Annotated in this window: 15 protein-coding genes; 9 read left to right on the top strand and 6 right to left on the bottom strand. The window is 59.5% G+C overall.

Annotation, left to right across the window (positions count from 1 at the left end; all coding sequences use genetic code 11):
• Positions 1-4: 4 nt before the first annotated feature.
• Positions 5-760 carry a Tim44/TimA family putative adaptor protein gene (locus tag B7444_RS11410; RefSeq protein ID WP_007282386.1) on the bottom strand — a complete coding sequence of 252 codons (756 nt, stop codon included), beginning with the start codon at positions 758-760 and terminating at the stop codon, positions 5-7.
• Between the two features lie 180 nt (positions 761-940).
• Here B7444_RS11410 and secB point away from each other — a divergent pair, with 180 nt between their 5' ends.
• Positions 941-1,465: a protein-export chaperone SecB gene (secB, locus tag B7444_RS11405; protein ID WP_016737722.1), complete on the top strand. Its 525-nt coding sequence runs from the start codon at positions 941-943 to the stop codon at positions 1,463-1,465.
• A gap of 8 nt (positions 1,466-1,473) precedes the next feature.
• Here the strand turns inward: secB and B7444_RS11400 are convergent, their stop codons facing one another.
• Positions 1,474-2,139, bottom strand: a complete 666-nt coding sequence (locus tag B7444_RS11400; RefSeq protein WP_007282388.1) for a uroporphyrinogen-III synthase — start codon at positions 2,137-2,139, stop codon at positions 1,474-1,476.
• Positions 2,140-2,141: 2 nt separating this feature from the next.
• Positions 2,142-3,215 carry a hydroxymethylbilane synthase gene (hemC, locus tag B7444_RS11395; RefSeq protein WP_007282389.1) on the bottom strand — a complete coding sequence of 358 codons (1,074 nt, stop codon included), beginning with the start codon at positions 3,213-3,215 and terminating at the stop codon, positions 2,142-2,144.
• 34 nt (positions 3,216-3,249) lie between these two features.
• On the opposite strand from hemC, the gene tsaD reads away from it, so the two are divergent.
• The 3 genes from tsaD to B7444_RS11380 are packed head-to-tail and all read left to right on the top strand — an operon-like array spanning position 3,250 to position 6,146.
• A complete protein-coding gene (tsaD, locus tag B7444_RS11390) occupies positions 3,250-4,323 on the top strand; it encodes a tRNA (adenosine(37)-N6)-threonylcarbamoyltransferase complex transferase subunit TsaD (RefSeq protein ID WP_007282390.1) in 1,074 nt (357 codons plus the stop codon).
• A gap of 24 nt (positions 4,324-4,347) precedes the next feature.
• Entirely contained in the window at positions 4,348-5,172 is an 825-nt protein-coding gene (locus tag B7444_RS11385) for a 23S rRNA (adenine(2030)-N(6))-methyltransferase RlmJ (protein WP_007282391.1), read from the top strand.
• Entirely contained in the window at positions 5,169-6,146 is a 978-nt protein-coding gene (locus B7444_RS11380) for an NAD(P)H-dependent glycerol-3-phosphate dehydrogenase (RefSeq protein WP_007282392.1), read from the top strand. The genes B7444_RS11385 and B7444_RS11380 overlap by 4 nt, the downstream gene beginning before the upstream one ends.
• A 244-nt stretch (positions 6,147-6,390) precedes the next feature.
• Here the strand turns inward: B7444_RS11380 and B7444_RS11370 are convergent, their stop codons facing one another.
• Complete coding sequence (locus B7444_RS11370) at positions 6,391-7,635, bottom strand: NupC/NupG family nucleoside CNT transporter (RefSeq protein WP_007282394.1); 1,245 nt, start codon at positions 7,633-7,635, stop codon at positions 6,391-6,393.
• Positions 7,636-7,724: 89 nt separating this feature from the next.
• Here B7444_RS11370 and B7444_RS11365 point away from each other — a divergent pair, with 89 nt between their 5' ends.
• Positions 7,725-8,219, top strand: coding sequence for a glutathione peroxidase (locus tag B7444_RS11365; protein WP_015072166.1), 495 nt, complete (start codon positions 7,725-7,727; stop codon positions 8,217-8,219).
• On the opposite strand, the gene B7444_RS11360 is transcribed toward B7444_RS11365, so the two are convergent.
• A complete protein-coding gene (locus tag B7444_RS11360) occupies positions 8,160-8,567 on the bottom strand; it encodes a DUF4112 domain-containing protein (RefSeq protein ID WP_007282395.1) in 408 nt (135 codons plus the stop codon). The genes B7444_RS11365 and B7444_RS11360 overlap by 60 nt on opposite strands.
• Positions 8,568-8,720: 153 nt before the next feature.
• Here B7444_RS11360 and B7444_RS11355 point away from each other — a divergent pair, with 153 nt between their 5' ends.
• From B7444_RS11355 to B7444_RS11340, 4 genes are all read left to right on the top strand, one after another.
• Positions 8,721-8,957, top strand: a complete 237-nt coding sequence (locus tag B7444_RS11355) for a hypothetical protein (RefSeq protein ID WP_007282397.1) — start codon at positions 8,721-8,723, stop codon at positions 8,955-8,957.
• 64 nt (positions 8,958-9,021) lie between these two features.
• The gene (gene murJ / locus B7444_RS11350; RefSeq protein WP_007282398.1) at positions 9,022-10,578 is read left to right on the top strand and encodes a murein biosynthesis integral membrane protein MurJ; all 1,557 of its coding nucleotides are present in this window, start codon (positions 9,022-9,024) and stop codon (positions 10,576-10,578) included.
• A 94-nt stretch (positions 10,579-10,672) separates the two neighbouring features.
• Positions 10,673-13,303, top strand: a complete 2,631-nt coding sequence (mutS, locus tag B7444_RS11345) for a DNA mismatch repair protein MutS (protein ID WP_007282399.1) — start codon at positions 10,673-10,675, stop codon at positions 13,301-13,303.
• Complete coding sequence (locus B7444_RS11340; RefSeq protein ID WP_007282400.1) at positions 13,300-16,146, top strand: [protein-PII] uridylyltransferase; 2,847 nt, start codon at positions 13,300-13,302, stop codon at positions 16,144-16,146. The genes mutS and B7444_RS11340 overlap by 4 nt, the downstream gene beginning before the upstream one ends.
• Here the strand turns inward: B7444_RS11340 and B7444_RS11335 are convergent.
• Positions 16,127-17,803: a tetratricopeptide repeat protein gene (locus B7444_RS11335; protein WP_007282401.1), complete on the bottom strand. Its 1,677-nt coding sequence runs from the start codon at positions 17,801-17,803 to the stop codon at positions 16,127-16,129. The two genes, B7444_RS11340 and B7444_RS11335, sit on opposite strands and share 20 nt — an antisense overlap.
• Positions 17,804-17,878: the final 75 nt, after the last annotated feature.

Raw genomic sequence — 17,878 nt, 5'->3', positions numbered from 1 at the left:
ATAATCAGGCCGGGCGTGATGCCGCCAGACGCCATTGCGTTCCTGACACTCCAAACTGACGTTCGAACAGCCACAGGTCGTGGAACTCCGTGACAGCATCCGTGCCCTGAACCGGCTCACCCTGACGGTCCGTCAGCATGTTGACCTGGCGCGACACGATCCGCACTTCGATTCGGCCGGTCTGCGTATTGCCGTCGCCAGACACAAGCATCGCATCCAGAATAGCCATGCTCTCGATGCCACGAAGGTCACTACGCTGCGTTTCGCCAGCTTCCGTTCGCGCATCGATGGCCGCGAGAAACGCCTCTTCAGTCTCTGGCGTCATCAGACCTGACAGAGCCGCCCGGTCACCCGCGGCGAAAGCTGGAACCACCTGTCGGAAGATGGTCTCTGCGTCTTTCAGGAAGCCTTGCGGCGTAAACCCACCGTCAAGCTGCGTCATCTGCCCGAGAATAGTCCCCACACGGGTGGCGGGTGCAGGAATGTCGTACTCAATCTGCGGCGCAGGCTCGGCATTTCCCTGCGCGGAGGCAACCGGCAGAGGCGGCGGCGTCTGGCGGGCCGGAGCCTGTCCTGGCCCTGTAAAGACAGGAGGCCGGTCCTGCCGAACACCCTGCATGCCAATACGACGTCCCAACACGCGGTAGAGGCGAAAACCGAGTGCAATCGCCAGAACTGCCAGCACCACGATGTCCCATGGGAATTCGTGACCGGAATGGCCAATCAGAGCGGAGGAGAGATGAATGTCGTCAGAAGACATGAAGGTTATGTTTCACGCAGGTCGTTGAAATTTCCGTTGTCTTACAGATAGGGCGGCAGCGACCCAATCTCAACCTCATGCATGCAGGAAGCCTGTCTTGGCGTGCATGACACATCATGCTACCGCCACTGTATCGCAATCGTTCCATCGCTATCCGCCCTGCGGATCCGGAGACCGTACATGTCCGAGAATATAAACGACAACACCACGCAGAACATGGAAGGCGCTCCGCCGCAGATGCCGCTTGCCGTCAACCTGCAGTACACGAAGGACCTGTCCTTCGAAGTTCCGGCCGGCGCTTCCATCTTCGCAACGCTTCGCGCTGCCCCGCAGATTTCCGTCAACATCGACGTTCAGGCCAACCGCCTGGAAGAAGAACAGCCGGTTTACGAAGTTGCTCTGGCTGTTCGCGCCGAAGCTGCCGAGCCGCCAGCAGAAGAAGGTGGCAAGGCTGGCCGCACGGTCTTCATTGCCGAGCTGACCTATGCCGCCATCGTGACGCTGGGCAACGCTCCGCAGGAACTCGTCGAGCCTATCCTGCTGGTTGAAGTTCCGCGCCTGATCTTCCCGTATGTGCGTTCCATCATCAGCGACGTCACCCGTGACGGTGGTTTCCCGCCGGTGGTTCTGCAGCCGATCGACTTCGTTGCCCTGTGGCAGGCCAAGCGCGCCCAGCAGTTCCCGGAGCCAGCTGGCGAAGCCTGATCTCCCGATCAGTAAGGCCCGAGCCGTTCCAGCGGATCGGGCCATTCCACTGCACGCCAGTCCTTTCTGGTCAGGCGTGCAGCGATGGCCTCGGACAGACAGAGTGCCCTCACCCCAGACAGGCTTTCCAAACCCTGGCTCTCCAGAGCCTCCATGAAGGCGTCTGCTGTTTTTCCTGAATAAAAGACAACAGCCTCGACCTCATGCCTCAAAAGGGCATCACGAGCGGCGTCCATCAGAAGAGCACGCTTGGTCACGCCATAAACGCTCACCCGGGACGCATTCAGTTCTTCCGCAAGATCCAGCCCATACCCCTCGCCACAGGCCAGAAGAAGGGAAGGACCAGTCAGATCATGGCTACGGCAATAGGCCGCGAGAGAGCGGGCATCTCCATCCGCCGCCTCGACCCGCCGAAAGCCCATGCTCCGTGCACGATCAGCGGTACTGGAACCGACGGCCACAATACGTTGATCGCGAGGCCAGTCTTCCAGTGATGCCAAAGCATTCGCACTGGTGATGGCTATGGCCTCACAATCTCGCACGGTTATTGGCGCATCTGTACGAATTTCCAGCATCGGACATGAAACTGCGTTCCACCCGAGACGCCGAACATCCGCGAGCGTCACGGTCAGGCCAGGCTCAGGACGCGTGACCAGAACCGCGCGCCGTCTCATGGTCAGGCGCGCGTCATCTCGGCGAAAATGGCTGCCGGGGTATCACGACGCAGTTCCTCTGCCAGTTCTCTTCCCATACGGGCCGCTTCAAGTGGCGCGCCAGAAATTTCACGGCGAAGCAGGAACGTTCCGTCTTCACTGGCAATCATGCCCGTCAGCTTCAGAACGCTATTCTCAATCCGGGCATAACCGCCAATCGGCGTCCGGCATGAGCCATCCAGTTCGGCCAGAAGCGCACGTTCGGCCGTGGAAACGGCGCGCGCTTCCGGATCTTCAATTGCCGAGAGCAGCTCACGCAGTTCCGTATCACTCTCGCGGACCGTCACGCCCACAATGCCCTGCCCTGCGGCCGGAAGCATCTGGTCCGGCTCCAGCACAATATCGACGCGGTCTTCCATTCCGAGACGACGCAGACCAGCAAGCGCCAGAAGCGTCGCGTCACAAGCCCCCGCCTGAAGCTTGTCCAAACGGGTCTGAACGTTTCCACGCAACAGGCCAAACCGCAGATCCGGACGGCGGTTCAGCATCTGCGCCTGACGCCGTACTGAAGCACACCCGATCAACGCACCTTCTGGCAAGGAGGCATACGGATCTGCCGGATCAACCTTTGTCGTCCGGTCCCGCAGGATAATCGCATCCCGCGCGTCTTCGCGCTTCAGCGTGCAGGCCAGAACCAGACCTGGCGGAAGATTGGTCTCAAGATCCTTAAGGCTATGAACTGCAAAATCGATCCGCCCGGCCGCAAGAGCCTCATGAATTTCCTTGGCAAACAGACCCTTGCCGCCAATTTCAGCAAGACGCTGTGTGAGATTGCGGTCGCCCTCAGTGCTGATCTGGTGCTCCTGAAACGCCCCCATGTCACGCAGGACGGGGCAGAAGCGCGTCAGACGCGTGAGGAATGTCCTCGTCTGCCAGAGCGCCAGCGGAGAGGCGCGCGAGCCAACCCTGAGCGGGAGTTTGCGCTGACCGGAGGGGCTGGCGGCATGAGATCGGCGGACGGCTTCCGCCGCAACCTTTTGAAGGGCGTCGGAAGACAGGACGGAAGCATTCATGGCCCGCAGCTTTAGCTCATTCATGCGGGGCTGTCATGATGAGAGAGACTCGGTCATAATGCATGGCATGTCCGACCCTGCTGCATTGCGCCCACTTCTGGCGATCGAAACGTCCTGTGATGACACAGCCTGCGCCATTCTCGCCCATGACGGTACCATTCTTGCCGAAGGCGTCCTGTCCCAGAACGATCACGCCATTCTGGGCGGCGTCGTTCCCGAAATTGCAGCCCGCGCACATCTGGACGCTTTGCCCGCACTGGTCCAGTCCGTTCTCTCCAAGGCATCCCTAACGCTGGCTGACATCGACACCTTTGCAGGAACGACAGGTCCCGGCCTGATCGGTGGCCTGATTGTCGGCAGTTCCTATGCAAAAGGACTGGCTCTTGCCCTTGGGCGGCCCTTCATCGCGGTCAATCACATCGAGGGCCATGTCCTGACGGCGCGGCTGCCCTCGCTTGAGGCCAATCTCCAGTTCCCGTTCCTGACAATGCTTGTCTCTGGAGGCCATTGCCAGTGCATCTCCGTGGAGAAAACCGGGCAATATATTCGCCTCGGAGGCACAATCGACGACGCCGCCGGCGAAGCTTTCGATAAGGTTGCCAAGATGCTCGGTCTTGGCTGGCCCGGCGGCCCGGCGCTCGAAAAACTCGCAGGAGAAGGTCGGGATGACGCCTTCGCCCTGCCCCGTCCGCTCAAGGGACGCGAGGGATGCGACTTCTCGTTCTCCGGCCTGAAAACTGCTGTTAGCCGCCTCATCGAGCCGCAGGGTTCCGGAGCACTTCCCCGCCAGTTCGCCGCTGATGTTGCCGCATCCTTCCAGCGCGCCGTTGCCGACGTCATGGCAGATCGTGCGGAACACGCGCTCGCTATGGCTCCACACTCCACAGCTCTTGTCGTGGCTGGTGGTGTCGCCGCAAACCGCACGCTACGCAGCGCTCTCGAAGCCGTAGCCGAACGTCACGACATTCGTTTTATCGCGCCGCCCCTCCGCCTCTGCACGGATAATGCCGTCATGATCGGCTGGGCCGCACTGGAACGCCTGCATGCAGGCGAACAGCCCCACGAAATCGACGTCGCCGCACGTCCCCGCTGGCCCCTTTCGGAACGCCAGCCCGCCGCCGCATTGTCCTGACATCACAACCGGAATACAGATCCCTTGAATTACCGCCACGCCTACCACGCGGGAAACTTCGCGGACTGCGTCAAACACGCAATCCTTCTGGTCCTTCTGAAAGCTCTCGCGCGCAAACCAGCGGGGTTCTGCGTTCTGGACACCCATGCCGGCTGCGGACAATATGACCTGTCTTCCGAAGAAGCCCAGAAAACCGGCGAGTGGAAAACGGGCATCGGCCTTCTGGAAGAGTCGGAAGACCCTGCGCTTCAGGACTATCTGGCCGCGGTTCGGGATCTCGGGCTCTATCCCGGCTCCCCAGCCTTCACACGCCATGTCCTGCGCCCGCAGGATGAACTCATCGCCTGCGAACTGCACCCGGAAGACGTCCGCCCTCTGCGCCGCCTGTTCAGGGATGACCCGCAGGTCTCCATCCATCATCGCAATGGCTATGAAGCACTGCGCGCGCTCCTGCCACCAAAGCACCTGAAGCGCGGCCTGGTTCTGATCGACCCGCCTTTTGAGAAACTGGATGATTTCCAGCAATGCGCGCAGGCTGTTTCGCTCATCCGCAACCGGTTCCGGGCTGGAATCGTGGCGGTCTGGTACCCGATCAAGCATCGCACACCCGTCCGCGCCTTCTACAATGCCCTGACGGATGCCGGCATTCGGGACATCATCGCCTGTGAATTCCTGTTGCGTCCTGCTCTCGACCCATCCCGGTTGAACGGATGTGGCATGCTGGTCGTGAATGCCCCATATGGGTTTGAGAACGAGGCTCGTGCCATTCTGGAAGCAATGAAAACAGAATTGGCCACGGAGGACCGTGAAGACATGCAGGTGCATATCGAACGACTGGCCGAAGAATGACCATGACAGGTCGCCATATCGCCGTCATCGGAGCAGGCGCCTGGGGAACAGCCCTTGCCTGCGCCGCTGCCCGCACAGGTGCCCGTGTGACGCTCTGGATGCGCTCGCCGGTTACCCCCGAAGTCCGGGAGCTTCCCCGCCTGCCCGGCATCCGCCTGCCCGATACCGTGCACGTTACAGGGGAGTTTCCAACACAGGCCGATATGGTCCTTCTGGTCGTTCCCGTTCAGACCGCGCGGCAGGTCTCAGCCGCGCTGGAACGGTCTTTGCCGCCCGGAATACCCGTCATCACCTGCTGCAAAGGGCTGGAAAAAGGCACATCCCTCCTCCCCCTCGACGTCCTTGCTGAGACAATGCCCGGTCGGCCCACAGCCGTTCTGTCAGGTCCGAATTTCGCCATTGAAGTCGCCCAGGGCCTGCCCGCTGCCGCAACGCTCGCAAGCGCGGATCTGTCGCTCGCCCAGCATCTGGCCAGCCAGCTCAATTCCTCTTCCTTCCGCCTCTATGCCAGTCAGGACACTGCCGCCGTCCAGCTTGCCGGAGCTGCAAAGAACGTTGTGGCGCTAGGAGCAGGCATCGTCATCGGAGCAGGCCTTGGCGAGAATGGCCGCGCCGCCCTCATCACACGGGCTGTCGCGGAAATCGCCCGTCTGGCCGAAGCGCTTGGCGGCCGGGCATCCACTCTTGCAGGTCTGTCCGGCGTTGGCGATCTGATCCTGACCTGCACCGGCCGTGGATCACGAAACTACAGCCTTGGCGTCGAACTTGGTGAAGGCCGCTCTCTGGCGGACATTCTCGCCTCCCGCACAACCGTGGCTGAGGGCGTTCTAACGGCTCCGGCACTCGTGGCTTTGGCTCATAGGCTGAACGTCCAGGTGCCTATCATCGAAACCGTGACGCATCTGCTGTCAGAAAAGCTGACGATTGATGAAGCCCGGTCCCTGCTACTGGACCGCCCGCCAACCGTGGAGTAGCCCCTTATATTGAAAGGAGAAATATGAAGCTCTCGTGGCACTCTTTTCTGGCGATGCTCATTTTTTCTCTGCTTGGAATGAGCGTCAACCTGCTGAAATTCTTCACGACCGGAGAAAACGTCTTCAGCAGCTTTCACTTCTGGGAATGGGTCGGGATCACTGCAACTTCCCTATGGGCGACGCTCATTTTCAGAAAAACATCGCCGAAGTCTTAACCTCTCTAGAACACCCGCAAAAAGCTGGATCAGACAAACAGCCCAGCGATAACAGCGCTCATGGCATTGGAAAGCGTTCCTGCCACAACGGCCCGGACAGCCAGCTTCGCCACATCCGTACGCCGACGTGGTTCCGCGCTCCCGAACGCGCCGATCAGAATTCCGATCGTGGAAATATTAGCAAACCCACACAACGCAAAAGACAGGATCGTAATCGTTCGATGTGACAGAGCGTGCGCGTGGATCATCGGTGACAGGTTTACGTATGCCACGAACTCATTGAACGCGATCTTCTGCCCCAGCAGTCCGCCAGCCGCCACACACTCGGACCACGGAACACCCATCAGCCACGCGAAGGGCGCAAAAACCATCCCAAGGATCTGCGTCAGAGACAGCCCGATCATCGCCAGAAGGCCATTGGTCAGGGCAATGACGCCCACAAAGGCGATCAGTACCGCCCCCACTGCCACAGCAATTTTCGCGCCATTCATCGCGCCTTCGGCCAAGGCTTCGAACATGCTGTGATGCCCGTGGTCGGCCCCGGCGATTTCCGTACTGGCATGACGTGGACCGGGAAACAGCACCCGGGAAAACAACAAACCACCGGGAATGGCCATGGCAGATGCCGCCAAAAGGTTCTCCATCGGCACACCAAGAGAGGCGTATCCCGCAAGAACAGACCCGGCGATAGAAGACGTACCACTGCACAGGACAGTGGCCAGTTCACCCATCGACAGCCCTGCGAGACAAGTCTGAAGAGCGATAGGCATTTCGCTCTGGCCCAGAAAGATCGTCAGAACCGCTGAGAACGACTCAAGCTGAGTCGTACCTAGAATTTTTGCCAGCCCACCACCAATGATCCGGGACAGGAACTGAAGAACACCCCAGTGCTGCAACAAGCCCAATAAAGCTGCCACGTAAACGATCTCTGGCAGGACCTTCAGGGCAAAAATAAAACCGCCATCGCCAAAGACCGTATCCATCTTCGGTCCGACCAGACCACCAAACAGGAATGCGCTCCCCTGATCCCCATAAGAAAGGATTTTTGTGACGCCATCCGACACCAGATGCAGGGCATGAGCACCCATGGGCACCCAAAGAACGACAGCAGCAATAGCCACCTGAAGGGCAAGCGCGCGCGCAACCAGCGTCCAGTCAATGGCCCTGCGGTTCGTGGAAAGAAGCGCGCCAAGACAGAGAAGACCAGCCATGCCGATCAGGACGCGCAGGATCACGAACAGAAGCTCCCTTTCAGAGACAGAACGGTTCCACAACCTGTCTGCATGACAGCGCCGTGTCCAGCCCTCCTCTCGCCTCATGTGCCTTATGGCATTACACTCATCTCAAACGAGAGGGAGAAACCATGTCCTGTGCCTATGACTTCCACCTGCCGGGCCTGTCAGGTGAAACCATCGACCTCTCGGCCTATCGTGGCCGTCCGCTGCTTATCGTCAACACGGCTTCCAAATGCGGCTTCACGCCTCAGTATGAGGACCTGCAACATCTGTGGTCCCGTTACGGCAGAGACTATGCGGAAGGCCTGATGGTGCTCGGTGTGCCCTCAAACGATTTTGGCGAACAGGAGCCAGGCTCTGCAGAAGACATCAAGACATTCTGCTATCGAAATTACGGTGTGACATTTCCAATGGCCGCCAAGTCGCATGTCAAAGGGTCAGACGCAGTGCCTCTTTTCCAGTGGCTGCGCCAGGAAGGCGGCTTTCTTTCCCGGCCACGCTGGAATTTCTACAAATATCTGATCGGCCGTAATGGCAAACTGAATCGCTGGTTTACACCTTTGTCAAAACCCACCTCTGGACGGGTAGAAGAGGCCATCCGCCGGGTTCTTCTCGATCACTGAGTCCGCGCCATCCCGGAATGTCGTTTGCATCAGCGCCTGCTCTATCAGGGCGACATTCCGCAGATCAGCCTTGAAGACGGTGTCAAACACATCCCCGAGGAATGGCACCACACCAAGAACAGCTTCGATTCCCACATTCAGCAGCATTTTACGGACAGTACGTGTTCCAACGCCCATCCGATGGCCTTCCCATACGATGTAAAGCGAAAGAAGCGTCCCGAGAGCGAGCCCTCCTCCCGGAATAAGGCCCAGAATCGTATCGACGCCTGCTCGCAGGCGCAAACCGGGAATGCGCACCGCAGCATTCAAAATCCAGGCCAGCCGCCGAAGCTTCTGCAGCCTTTGCATGAGGTCTTCAGTGCTGGATGGAGACGTGGTGAACGAAGTTTTGATCATGATACAAAACAACACAGCAATGGCATCGCAAGTTGCGTCTTTTTCCTTGACGCTGCGCACCAAAAAACGCGAGCTTCATGACAGCAATATGACAGGAGGCTTGTCATGACGGTGTCTGTTCTCCGCCCTATTCTGCCGCTGCTGGTCGTCGCCGCCCTCGGCGCGCTCACACCGTCTGTCGCCCATCACGTTTCAAGCTTTCTGGGACTTCCCGGAATTTTCTGGGCCAGTGTGATGCTGACGCTGGAAATTGTCCTGCTCTGCATCGGTCTTGCCGCTGTTCGTCCGAGCATGACCCGTCCTTCTGAAAAGCTGTACGCCAGGGAAACCGTTCTGCGATAAAAATCGTTCCTCCAGCCCTCAGGAGGATATGTTACCCGCCCGCGGGATAGGCTAGAGACGGGAAATGCTTCGCAATTTCCTGACTGTTGGCAGCTGGACCATGCTTTCGCGTGTTCTGGGCCTGATCCGTGACCAGCTTCTCGCAGCTTTTCTGGGCGCAGGCCCGGTGCAGGACGCCTATCTGGTCTCTCTGCGTCTGCCCAACATGTTCCGGCGCCTCTTTGGCGAAGGCGCATTCAACGCCGCCTTTGTCCCGATGTTCACAGCGAAATATGAAACGGAAGGGCGTACCGCAGCCCTGCGTTTCGCGGGGCAGGCTCTCTCGACGCTCGTCGCATGGCTCGTGATTCTGACCGTTCTATGCGAACTGTTCATGCCGTTTATTATTCCAGTTCTCGCAACGGGCCTGCAGGGAGAACGATTTAGAATCGCCCTCGAACTAACGCAGATTACTTTCCCTTACATGATTATGATCTGCGCAGCGGCTCTTGTTTCTGGCGCACTTAATGGTTTGGGAAAATTTGGTGCCGCTTCGGCAGCCTATTTGAGCTTTAACGTCATCGGCATCACTGCCATTTTTCTGGGGGCGTATGTCTGGCATAATGTTGCCCTCACCAGCGCCTGGGCCGTTACGATTTCAGGCGTCGTCCAACTTGGGGCGCTGTACTGGGCTGCGCATCGGGTAGGCGTTGCCCCTCACTTCGTTCGTCCATCACTCTCAAAGGATATTCGTGATCTAATGCGCCGGATGGGACCGGGGTTAGTGGGATCAGGCGTCACACAGCTAAACCTGACAGTGGATATGAACATTTCCACCCTGTTACCCGTTGGCACCCCCTCCATCCTGTACTTCGCGGATCGTATCAACCAGCTTCCGCTCGGCGTTTTGGGTGCTGCGGCTGGCACAACGCTCCTGCCGCTCCTGACACGGCATGTCGCCAACAAGGACCGCGCCTCTCTCCACGCCAGCATGAACAGGGCTCTTGATTACTCACTCCTCCTGACATTGCCGGCCACGATCGGGCTGATTGCGCTTGCGCCATCCATCATGGCTGGTCTCTTCAGCTACGGGCACTTCACGGTTGCAGACGCCATGAAATCCGCTCAGTCCCTTCGCGCTTATGCGCTTGGGCTGCCTGCCTTCGTGCTCATCAAGGTGTTTTCACCGGGTTTCTTCGCAGAGGGCGACACCAGTACACCAGTTCGGATCGGCTTCTTCACGCTAGCCCTGAACCTCGTCCTCAATCTTGCGCTGTACAAACCGCTCGCCCATGTCGGCCCTCCGCTGGCCAGCACAATCGCCGCTATTGTCAACGTTGCCATTCTGGCCGTTCTTCTTCGTCGGCGTGACGTTTTCAAACCTGACCCTCGCCTGAAAAGTCGCGTCACACGTATCGTCGGAGCTGCCATCATGATGGGACTATGGGTTGCTGCCGCCCAGAAGTTCGTCGCCCCGGATCTTCCTTACTGGCATGGTGTGTGGCGCCTGAGCATGCTTGGTGCACTGATCGTTTTTGGCGGCGTGGTTTATGCCGTTTCCCTGGACGCTCTGAAGGTCGTGAAACTTCGGGACGCAGCCGCAGCGTTGCAAACGCGCATCGCCCGACGCCGGACACGATAAGAGATCCATCCTGCCGGTTCACACACCGGCAGGGACAGGGTACTTTGCCGCCCCTCCCCATTCACCATCGGAGACTGGACCCATCGGCACGTTCATGCCCCTGCCTTCTGCTGCGAATGCCACGCCATCCATGGCTCAGTGGTTTGACCTGAAGCATCAGGAGCCGGATGCCCTGCTGTTCTTCCGCATGGGGGATTTCTACGAGCTTTTCTTCGGTGACGCCCAGGCAGCAGCCATGGCGCTCGATATCGCGCTGACAGCCCGTGGCAACCATAACGGCGAACCGATCCCGATGTGTGGCGTGCCAGTCGCGGCAGCGCCGGCCTATCTCTCCCGCCTGATCCGCCGCGGCTTCCGTGTCGCCGTGGCCGAACAGACGCAGACTCCGCAAAAGGGCCAGAAAGGTCCTCTCCCCCGTGCCATCGTCCGCGTTGTCACACCCGGTACGCTGACCGAAGACGAACTCCTGGAAGCCGGACGAGCCAATCTTCTGCTGGCCATTGCCCGCTCCGGGACTCGCCGGTCCAACATGATCGGCGCCGCCTGGATCGACATTTCGACGGGTGCATTTGAAACAACATCCGTGCCGGAAGCCGCACTACCGGAACTCATGGCCCGGCTCGACGCAGCGGAAGTTCTGTCCGATCCGGAACTCATTCCCGCTGACCATGCGAGCCGCCTTGCTCCGGTTGCCGTCCCGCCGACCATCGACAGTGCCCGCACCCTGATCGCCCGCGCCTATGGCGTCGCCCAGCTTGATGCACTGGGAGACTTCCCGGACGAACAGGCCATCGCCTGTGCCATGGCACTGAATTACGTCCAACGCAGCCAGGCTGGTGCCCTTCCACGCCTTTCCCGCCCCATTCCACAAGGTGTCAGTGGCGTTCTGGGAATCGACCCGGCGACCCGCGCCAGCCTCGACATTCTTCGCACCCGAGATGGGGAGACAAAATACAGCCTGTTTGGCGTTGTTTCCCGCACGGCTACAGCCGCCGGCTCACGCCTGCTTTCACAATGGCTGTCCTCACCGCTCACCAACGCCCAACAGATCACCGACCGACAAAACGCATGGCTGTGGCTCCAGGCCGTTCCGGGCCTCGTGGGATCGCTGGGTAACATCCTCAAACGCACGCCCGATCCGGCGCGCGCGCTAGGACGCCTGTCTGCCGGGCGCGGCCAGCCCCGCGACCTTGCCGCCATTCGGGACACGCTGATCGCCGCAGACGACCTCACCGGCCTATTGCAACCCGTTTGCGATGAACAAACCCCGACCCTGATTCGTACCCTGACAGCCGGATTGTACGGCAGAGCCGACACCCTGCTCGATCGCCTGAAGGCTGCGGTCGCCGAGGATCTTCCTGCCCGTATCGAAGACGGCGGGTTCATTGCCGCCGGATTTGATTCGGAACTGGATCGCTATCGCACCCTCCGGGACGAGAGCCGCCGGATCGTCGCAGCGCTTCAGGGACGACTGTCAGAAGAATACGGCATCGGCAATCTTAAGATCCGCCATCACGCCCAGCTCGGCTACGTGATCGAAGTTCCGTCCGCCGCAGGGGCGAAGCTGAAGGATCGGCCTGAACTGTCCTTCCGTCAGGGAACGGCAAGCCTCGCCCGTTTCTCAACAGAAGAACTTGCCGCTCTGGACCGCGCCATTCTGGAGGCTGCCGATAAGGCCAGCGCCCTGGAACGTCGCCTCTTCGCCGAACTCTGCGCGCATATTCTCCAGACCCCCGCTCTGGACGAAGTGGCAGAATTTCTTGCTCTGGCGGACGTTCTGCGCTCCTGCGGGCTCCTGTCCGAAGGCGGATCATGGTGCCGCCCTGAAGTCACGGACGGAACGGATTTCGAACTCATCGCCTGTCGCCATCCCGTCGTGGAAGCCGCACTTGCAGAGTCGGGGAGTGCAGACGCGCGCTTCATTCCCAATGACTGCAAGCTGCCACCCGAACATCGGGCCATGCTCCTCACCGGCCCCAATATGGCCGGTAAATCGACATTCCTCCGCCAGACAGCTCTGGCTGTCATCATGGCGCAAGCGGGACTACCTGTTCCCGCAAAGAGCGCCAAAATCGGCGTTGTAGACCGGCTGTTTTCCCGCGTAGGCGGCGCGGATGACCTCGCCCGAGGCCGCTCAACTTTCATGGTCGAAATGACCGAGACCGCCGCCATTCTCAATCAGGCCGGACCGAAATCCCTCGTCGTCGTCGATGAAATTGGTCGCGGCACCGCAACGCTGGATGGTCTTTCCATTGCCTGGGCCACGCTCGAAGCACTGCATACGCAACTCGGCTCCCGCACAATTTTCGCCACGCATTTCCATGAGCTTGGCGCACTGACGGAGTTCCTTCCCCGCCTCGCGCCATACACCATGGCGGTGAAGGAATGGCGCGGGGAAGTCATCTTCCAGCATGAGGTGCGCCCGGGATCGGCGCGGAAAAGCTGGGGCCTGCATGTCGCCAAGCTTGCTGGCATTCCGCAATCCGTCGTCAATCGCGCCTCCCGCCTGCTGGCAACATTCGAGCGCGAACAGGCAGAAGCACGGTCTTCCCTGCCGCTGTTCGAAGCCGTTGAAGAGACGCCAGACCCGGCCATTGAGACACCTGCGCCACAGTCCGCTGCTCTCGATGCCCTCACGACGCTGAATCCCGATGATCTCTCTCCCCGGGAAGCGCTCGCCGCGCTATATGATCTTAAACGCCTCGCCACAGGAGACAGGACTTGAAAAGAGCGGGTTTCTGGGGCGAAAGTTCTCCCTCCCCTTTCGCTGACGATACGGATACGACCCTGTCTGACCGCAAAGCCATGACCCCGTCGCTGCAAACAGCCCTCCAGAATGCTGCAGCCCAGGGGCAGACATCCCGTGAAGATGTTCTTTCCATCCTCCGTCGTCATCTCGGCAATGGCCATGCGGCCATCCGTCAGCGGTTTGAAAACCGCCAGATGTCCGGAATCGCAGCCGCACGGGCTCTCGCCGCGCAGGCGGACAGCGTCGTCTGTGCGCTGGCAGACCTGTCAGCCCAGCAGGAAGGCACGTCTGACGAACCTCTCTGTCTTTGTGCGACTGGCGGCTATGGCGCTGGCCTCCTCGCGCCATTCAGTGACATCGATATCCTCTTCCTGATCCCGGAAGACGCATCCACCGCCCTCACGACCCGAATCGAATTCATTCTCTACGCCCTGTGGGATCTCGGCCTGCGAGTCGGCCATGCTACGCGCTCCATCAGCGCCTGCATCAAGGACGTCGCCGAAGACCTGACGATCCGCACAGCTTTGCTGGATCTGCGCCCGCTCTACGGAGATCGCACACTTGCACGCGATTTGCGCTCCGCTTTAGGCGCTGATCTTCAGAACGATACGCTCTGGGGCTTCGTGCAGGGCAAGATTGAAGAGCGCGAACAGCGCCATCGCCGCTTCGGCGATAATCCGTACATGGTGGAGCCAAACATCAAGGAAGGCCGCGGCGGCCTGCGAGACCTTCAGACCCTGAACTGGATGGGCCGCGCCGCCCTTGGCTGCGCGATTACGACGGTCGACCAGAACGCCGCCCCTGCCGAAGCCGTCCCGACACCGTCCTTCATTTCCTTTGGCCTTCTGACCAATCGTGAAACCCACCGCGCCCGGCGCGCGTGGGATTTTTTCTGGACGGTTCGCCTGCATCTTCACTACATCACCGGCCGCGCTGAAGAGCGTCTGACCTTTGATGTCCAACCCGTCATTGGTGGCCGCATGGGCTACGCAACCCATGGTCGCCAACGCGGCGTCGAACGCTTCATGCGGCACTATTTCCTGACAGCCCGCGACGTCATGCGCCTGACGCACGTACTGCAGCCGATTGTCCTGATGCGCCTTCAGGATCAGGCCAGCGACACCCAGCCGGAAACCCTGGCTGGTCCCGAAGGCTTCGAGCGCATTGCCGGTCGTCTGTGTCCTGTCGAACCGGTAACATTTGCAAAAAATCCGCGCGACATGTTCCGCATGCTGGATTGTGCCCGCCGCCATGATCTGGAGTTGCATCCGCTCGCTATCCAGCAGCTCATTCGCAACGAACGTCATGCCGTTGAACTTCGGGATGACCCGGAAACGGCTCAGATTTTCCTGAACATGCTCTGCGAACCCAGCGCGGACGAAACAAAAAACGTTCCGTTCTGGCTGCCAATCCTGAACGAAACCGGTCTTCTAGGCCGCCTGCTGCCAGACTGGTCCCGCGTTGTCGGGCAGATGCAGTTCGACAGCTATCATATCTACACCGTGGACGAGCACATCATTGAGGCCGTCCGCATGATGGGGCAGATCGAAGCCGGGCACATGGCGGATGAAATTCCGCTCGCTTATGGCCTAGCCAAGGATCTGCGGTCCCGCCGCGCCCTGTATGTGGCCGTCCTTTTGCATGACATCGCCAAGGGTCGTGGCGGTGACCACTCGGAACTCGGGGCCGATCTGGCCCTCACAATCTGCCCACAGCTTGGCCTCGACCCGGAAGAAACGGACACAGTTTCCTGGCTGGTCCTGCATCATCTCCTGCTCTCGCAGACAGCCTTCACCCGTGACATCGACGATCCACGCACCATTCTGGATCTCGCGGATACCATCCAGTCCCCGGAACGCCTCCGCCTCCTTCTTCTACTGACCATCGCTGACATGCGTGCCGTCAGCCCCAAAGTCTGGAATGCGTGGAAAGCCACACTTCTGCGCGAACTGTTCTCCCGCGTTGCAGAAGTTCTGGAAGGCGGCCTGGCCGCCACGGAACAGGATGGACGTGTCAGTCATGCCCGTGAACTCGCCCGTGACGGCCTGACCCCTCTCCTTCCAGAGAGCAGCATCGAGCACTTCCTTGCACTCGGTTATCCAAGCTACTGGCTGGGCTTCGATACCGATACGCACATGCGCCATGCCCGCATGATCCATGACTCAGACCGCTATCGTTCTCCCGTAACGGTAGAAGCCTATCCCATTCCGGACCGGGGCGTGACGGAGCTTACCGTTCTGTGCGCTGATCATCCGGGCCTGTTCTCACAGATCGCTGGGGCTTTGGCTGTTGCCGGCGCGTCCATCGTGGATGCCCGCATCCATACGCTGAGCGACGGCATGGCATTGGACACATTCTGGGTTCAGGATGCCGACGGGTGCTCTTTTGAAGATCCGCATCAGCTTGGCCGTTTGAACCATCTCGTTGAGCAGGCTCTGTCTGGTCGACTGGATCTGGAAAAGGGTATCTCCGAAGCCCGTCACCGTGGCGCTTCACGCCGGATGCGTGCAATCCATGTTCCACCGCGTGTGGTCATAGATAATGCCGCTTCCGACCGTCATACGGTCATTGAAATCAATGGTCGTGACAGATCTGGCCTGCTTCACGACATCACACGAACACTGAGCCAGCAGTCCCTACAGATTTCCTCAGCTCATATTACAACCTACGGCATGCGCGCTGTGGACGTGTTCTATGTCCGGGATCTTCTGGGGATGAAAATCACGGATGCAGCCCGTCTGGCCCATATCCGTGCCTCCCTGCTGGATACTCTGACGCCCCTTCCCGTCAAGAAAACCGCTACTGTTCCCACGCCCTGAGCGCTTCGGCCACCTGTTCCAAGGCAGGTGGCCAGGCCTCCGGCAAGAAGCCGTCAGGCCGGAACTGTCGAACATTCTGGTACCAGGGCACATCCTTCCAGCGCCAGTCACCCCCTCGGCGATTCAGCAACCAAAGCGGACGCCCCACGGCTCCAGCCATATGCGCTACAAGCGTATCCACACTAATAACCAGCGCACATTGGCTTACAGCACGCGCCAGAGCCTGTGGCGTGGAAAGATCCACTGCGTCCATCCAGTCGGGACACTCTCCCCGCTGAAGGGACACAATCCTGATCCCTGAAATCCCTTTCAATGGCTCCAACCATTTGGCCTTCAGGGAACGCCTCAGATCAAAACGGTAGGAAGGGTTTCCCGCCCAGCACAAACCAATCGTTTTCTGCTCTGAGTGCAGCCCCGTCTCCAGATAAGGCTTATCGTCGGGGACATTCTGGAGGCCAAGAACAAAGGGCAGGCTCAAGAGGCTAACTTCACTCTCCACCGGACCTTCGGACTCCAAAATTCTCTCCCTATCCAGTTGCGGCATGAAAGAAACAAGCTCAGCCGCCGGAAAACGGAGGCGCAATGGACGACGCTTTGCGGCCTCAATCAGAAACCGCAGGAACTGAACACTGTCCCCAAGCCCCTGCTCGGCCGTGACTGCGATCGGCGCTTCACCCACGGAACCATTCCAGACTGGGCTCTCCGGCACGTAGCCCAACAAAGCGTGGCGGCTTTCGAACTCTTTCCAACCCTGAGCAAAAGCTCCCTTACCCAGAAGAAGCGTGGCGTGATTAAAGCGCGCCTGCTCCCTGTCGAAACCGCTTTCCCTGCCCATAACGGCACTAAAAAGCGTTTCCGCAACGGCTTCCTCGCCCATTTCCATGAGAACAGTCCCGAGACTGTTGGCGATGCGACCGTCCTCTGGCCGTAGCGATAGTGCTTCTCCAAGAATGGCGCGGGCCGAAGGCAAATCCCCCAGCGCCATCAGGACAAGCCCGAGATTATTCAGTGTTTCGGCCGTTCGGGCACCAAGTTCACACGCCCGCAGCAGAACATCCTGTGCTTTCCCATACTGCCCAAGTCCGAACAGAACGGCCCCCAGATTGGCCCATGCCCGTCCGTCCTGAGCGCATCGCTGTGTGACGGCTTCGAAGCAGACAATCGCCTGTTCTGCCTCTCCATCCTCAAGATGGATCTGCCCCAGTCTTGTCAGATATTCAGCATCATTTGCGGCAAGCTTTGCAGCCTGTTCCAATGCTGCTTTTGCCTCCGCACGGCGCCCCAGAAGCAATAGCGCTTCTCCGAGGGCTGCAAAGGTTCGGGGATCCGAAGGCTGAAGCGCTTGAGCCACGACCAGTGCAGCACGCGCAGGTTCAGAATGGCCTTCGGCTATCAAAGCGAGGCCAAGCGTCAGGTGAATACGCGCCAGACGAGACGCTGGAAGACCTGCCCCTGCCTTGAGCGCCTTGCCACACAGGGCAATCGTCATCGCATTCTGGCCATTGGCGCGCGCCATGCAGGCCATGCCGTGCAGGGCATCCGGCTGAGATGGATCAGCAGTCAGAATTTCCCGGAAAAGACGCCCGGCTTCAATCAGATCTCCCTGTGCAAAGCGATCAAAAGCATATCGGGTGGGATCAGAGATAAGGCTGGTCATCCTGGTTCCGTTATTTCAGAAGTCGAAAGAGAGCCAGTACAGGAAATGACGCACTGAAACCTTTAATAAAAATAT

Origin of the sequence: Gluconobacter thailandicus F149-1 = NBRC 100600, assembly GCF_000964465.1 — a bacterium.
In the GTDB taxonomy this organism is placed as follows: Bacteria; Pseudomonadota; Alphaproteobacteria; order Acetobacterales; family Acetobacteraceae; genus Gluconobacter; species Gluconobacter thailandicus.
Note: the sequence above shows the minus strand (reverse complement) of the source record. Positions and strands in the feature narration are given on the sequence as shown.

Bases quoted from the DNA above. Each gene is read 5' to 3' on its own strand.
- B7444_RS11410 (WP_007282386.1), bottom strand. From the start codon at position 760: ATGTCTTCTGACGACATTCATCTCTCCTCCGCTCTGATTGGCCATTCC.
- secB (WP_016737722.1), top strand. From the start codon at position 941: ATGTCCGAGAATATAAACGACAACACCACGCAGAACATGGAAGGCGCT.
- B7444_RS11400 (WP_007282388.1), bottom strand. From the start codon at position 2,139: ATGAGACGGCGCGCGGTTCTGGTCACGCGTCCTGAGCCTGGCCTGACC.
- hemC (WP_007282389.1), bottom strand. From the start codon at position 3,215: ATGAATGAGCTAAAGCTGCGGGCCATGAATGCTTCCGTCCTGTCTTCC.
- tsaD (WP_007282390.1), top strand. From the start codon at position 3,250: ATGCATGGCATGTCCGACCCTGCTGCATTGCGCCCACTTCTGGCGATC.
- B7444_RS11380 (WP_007282392.1), top strand. From the start codon at position 5,169: ATGACCATGACAGGTCGCCATATCGCCGTCATCGGAGCAGGCGCCTGG.
- B7444_RS11365 (WP_015072166.1), top strand. From the start codon at position 7,725: ATGTCCTGTGCCTATGACTTCCACCTGCCGGGCCTGTCAGGTGAAACC.
- B7444_RS11360 (WP_007282395.1), bottom strand. From the start codon at position 8,567: ATGCAAAGGCTGCAGAAGCTTCGGCGGCTGGCCTGGATTTTGAATGCT.
- B7444_RS11355 (WP_007282397.1), top strand. From the start codon at position 8,721: ATGACGGTGTCTGTTCTCCGCCCTATTCTGCCGCTGCTGGTCGTCGCC.
- murJ (WP_007282398.1), top strand. From the start codon at position 9,022: ATGCTTCGCAATTTCCTGACTGTTGGCAGCTGGACCATGCTTTCGCGT.
- mutS (WP_007282399.1), top strand. From the start codon at position 10,673: ATGCCCCTGCCTTCTGCTGCGAATGCCACGCCATCCATGGCTCAGTGG.
- B7444_RS11335 (WP_007282401.1), bottom strand. From the start codon at position 17,803: ATGACCAGCCTTATCTCTGATCCCACCCGATATGCTTTTGATCGCTTT.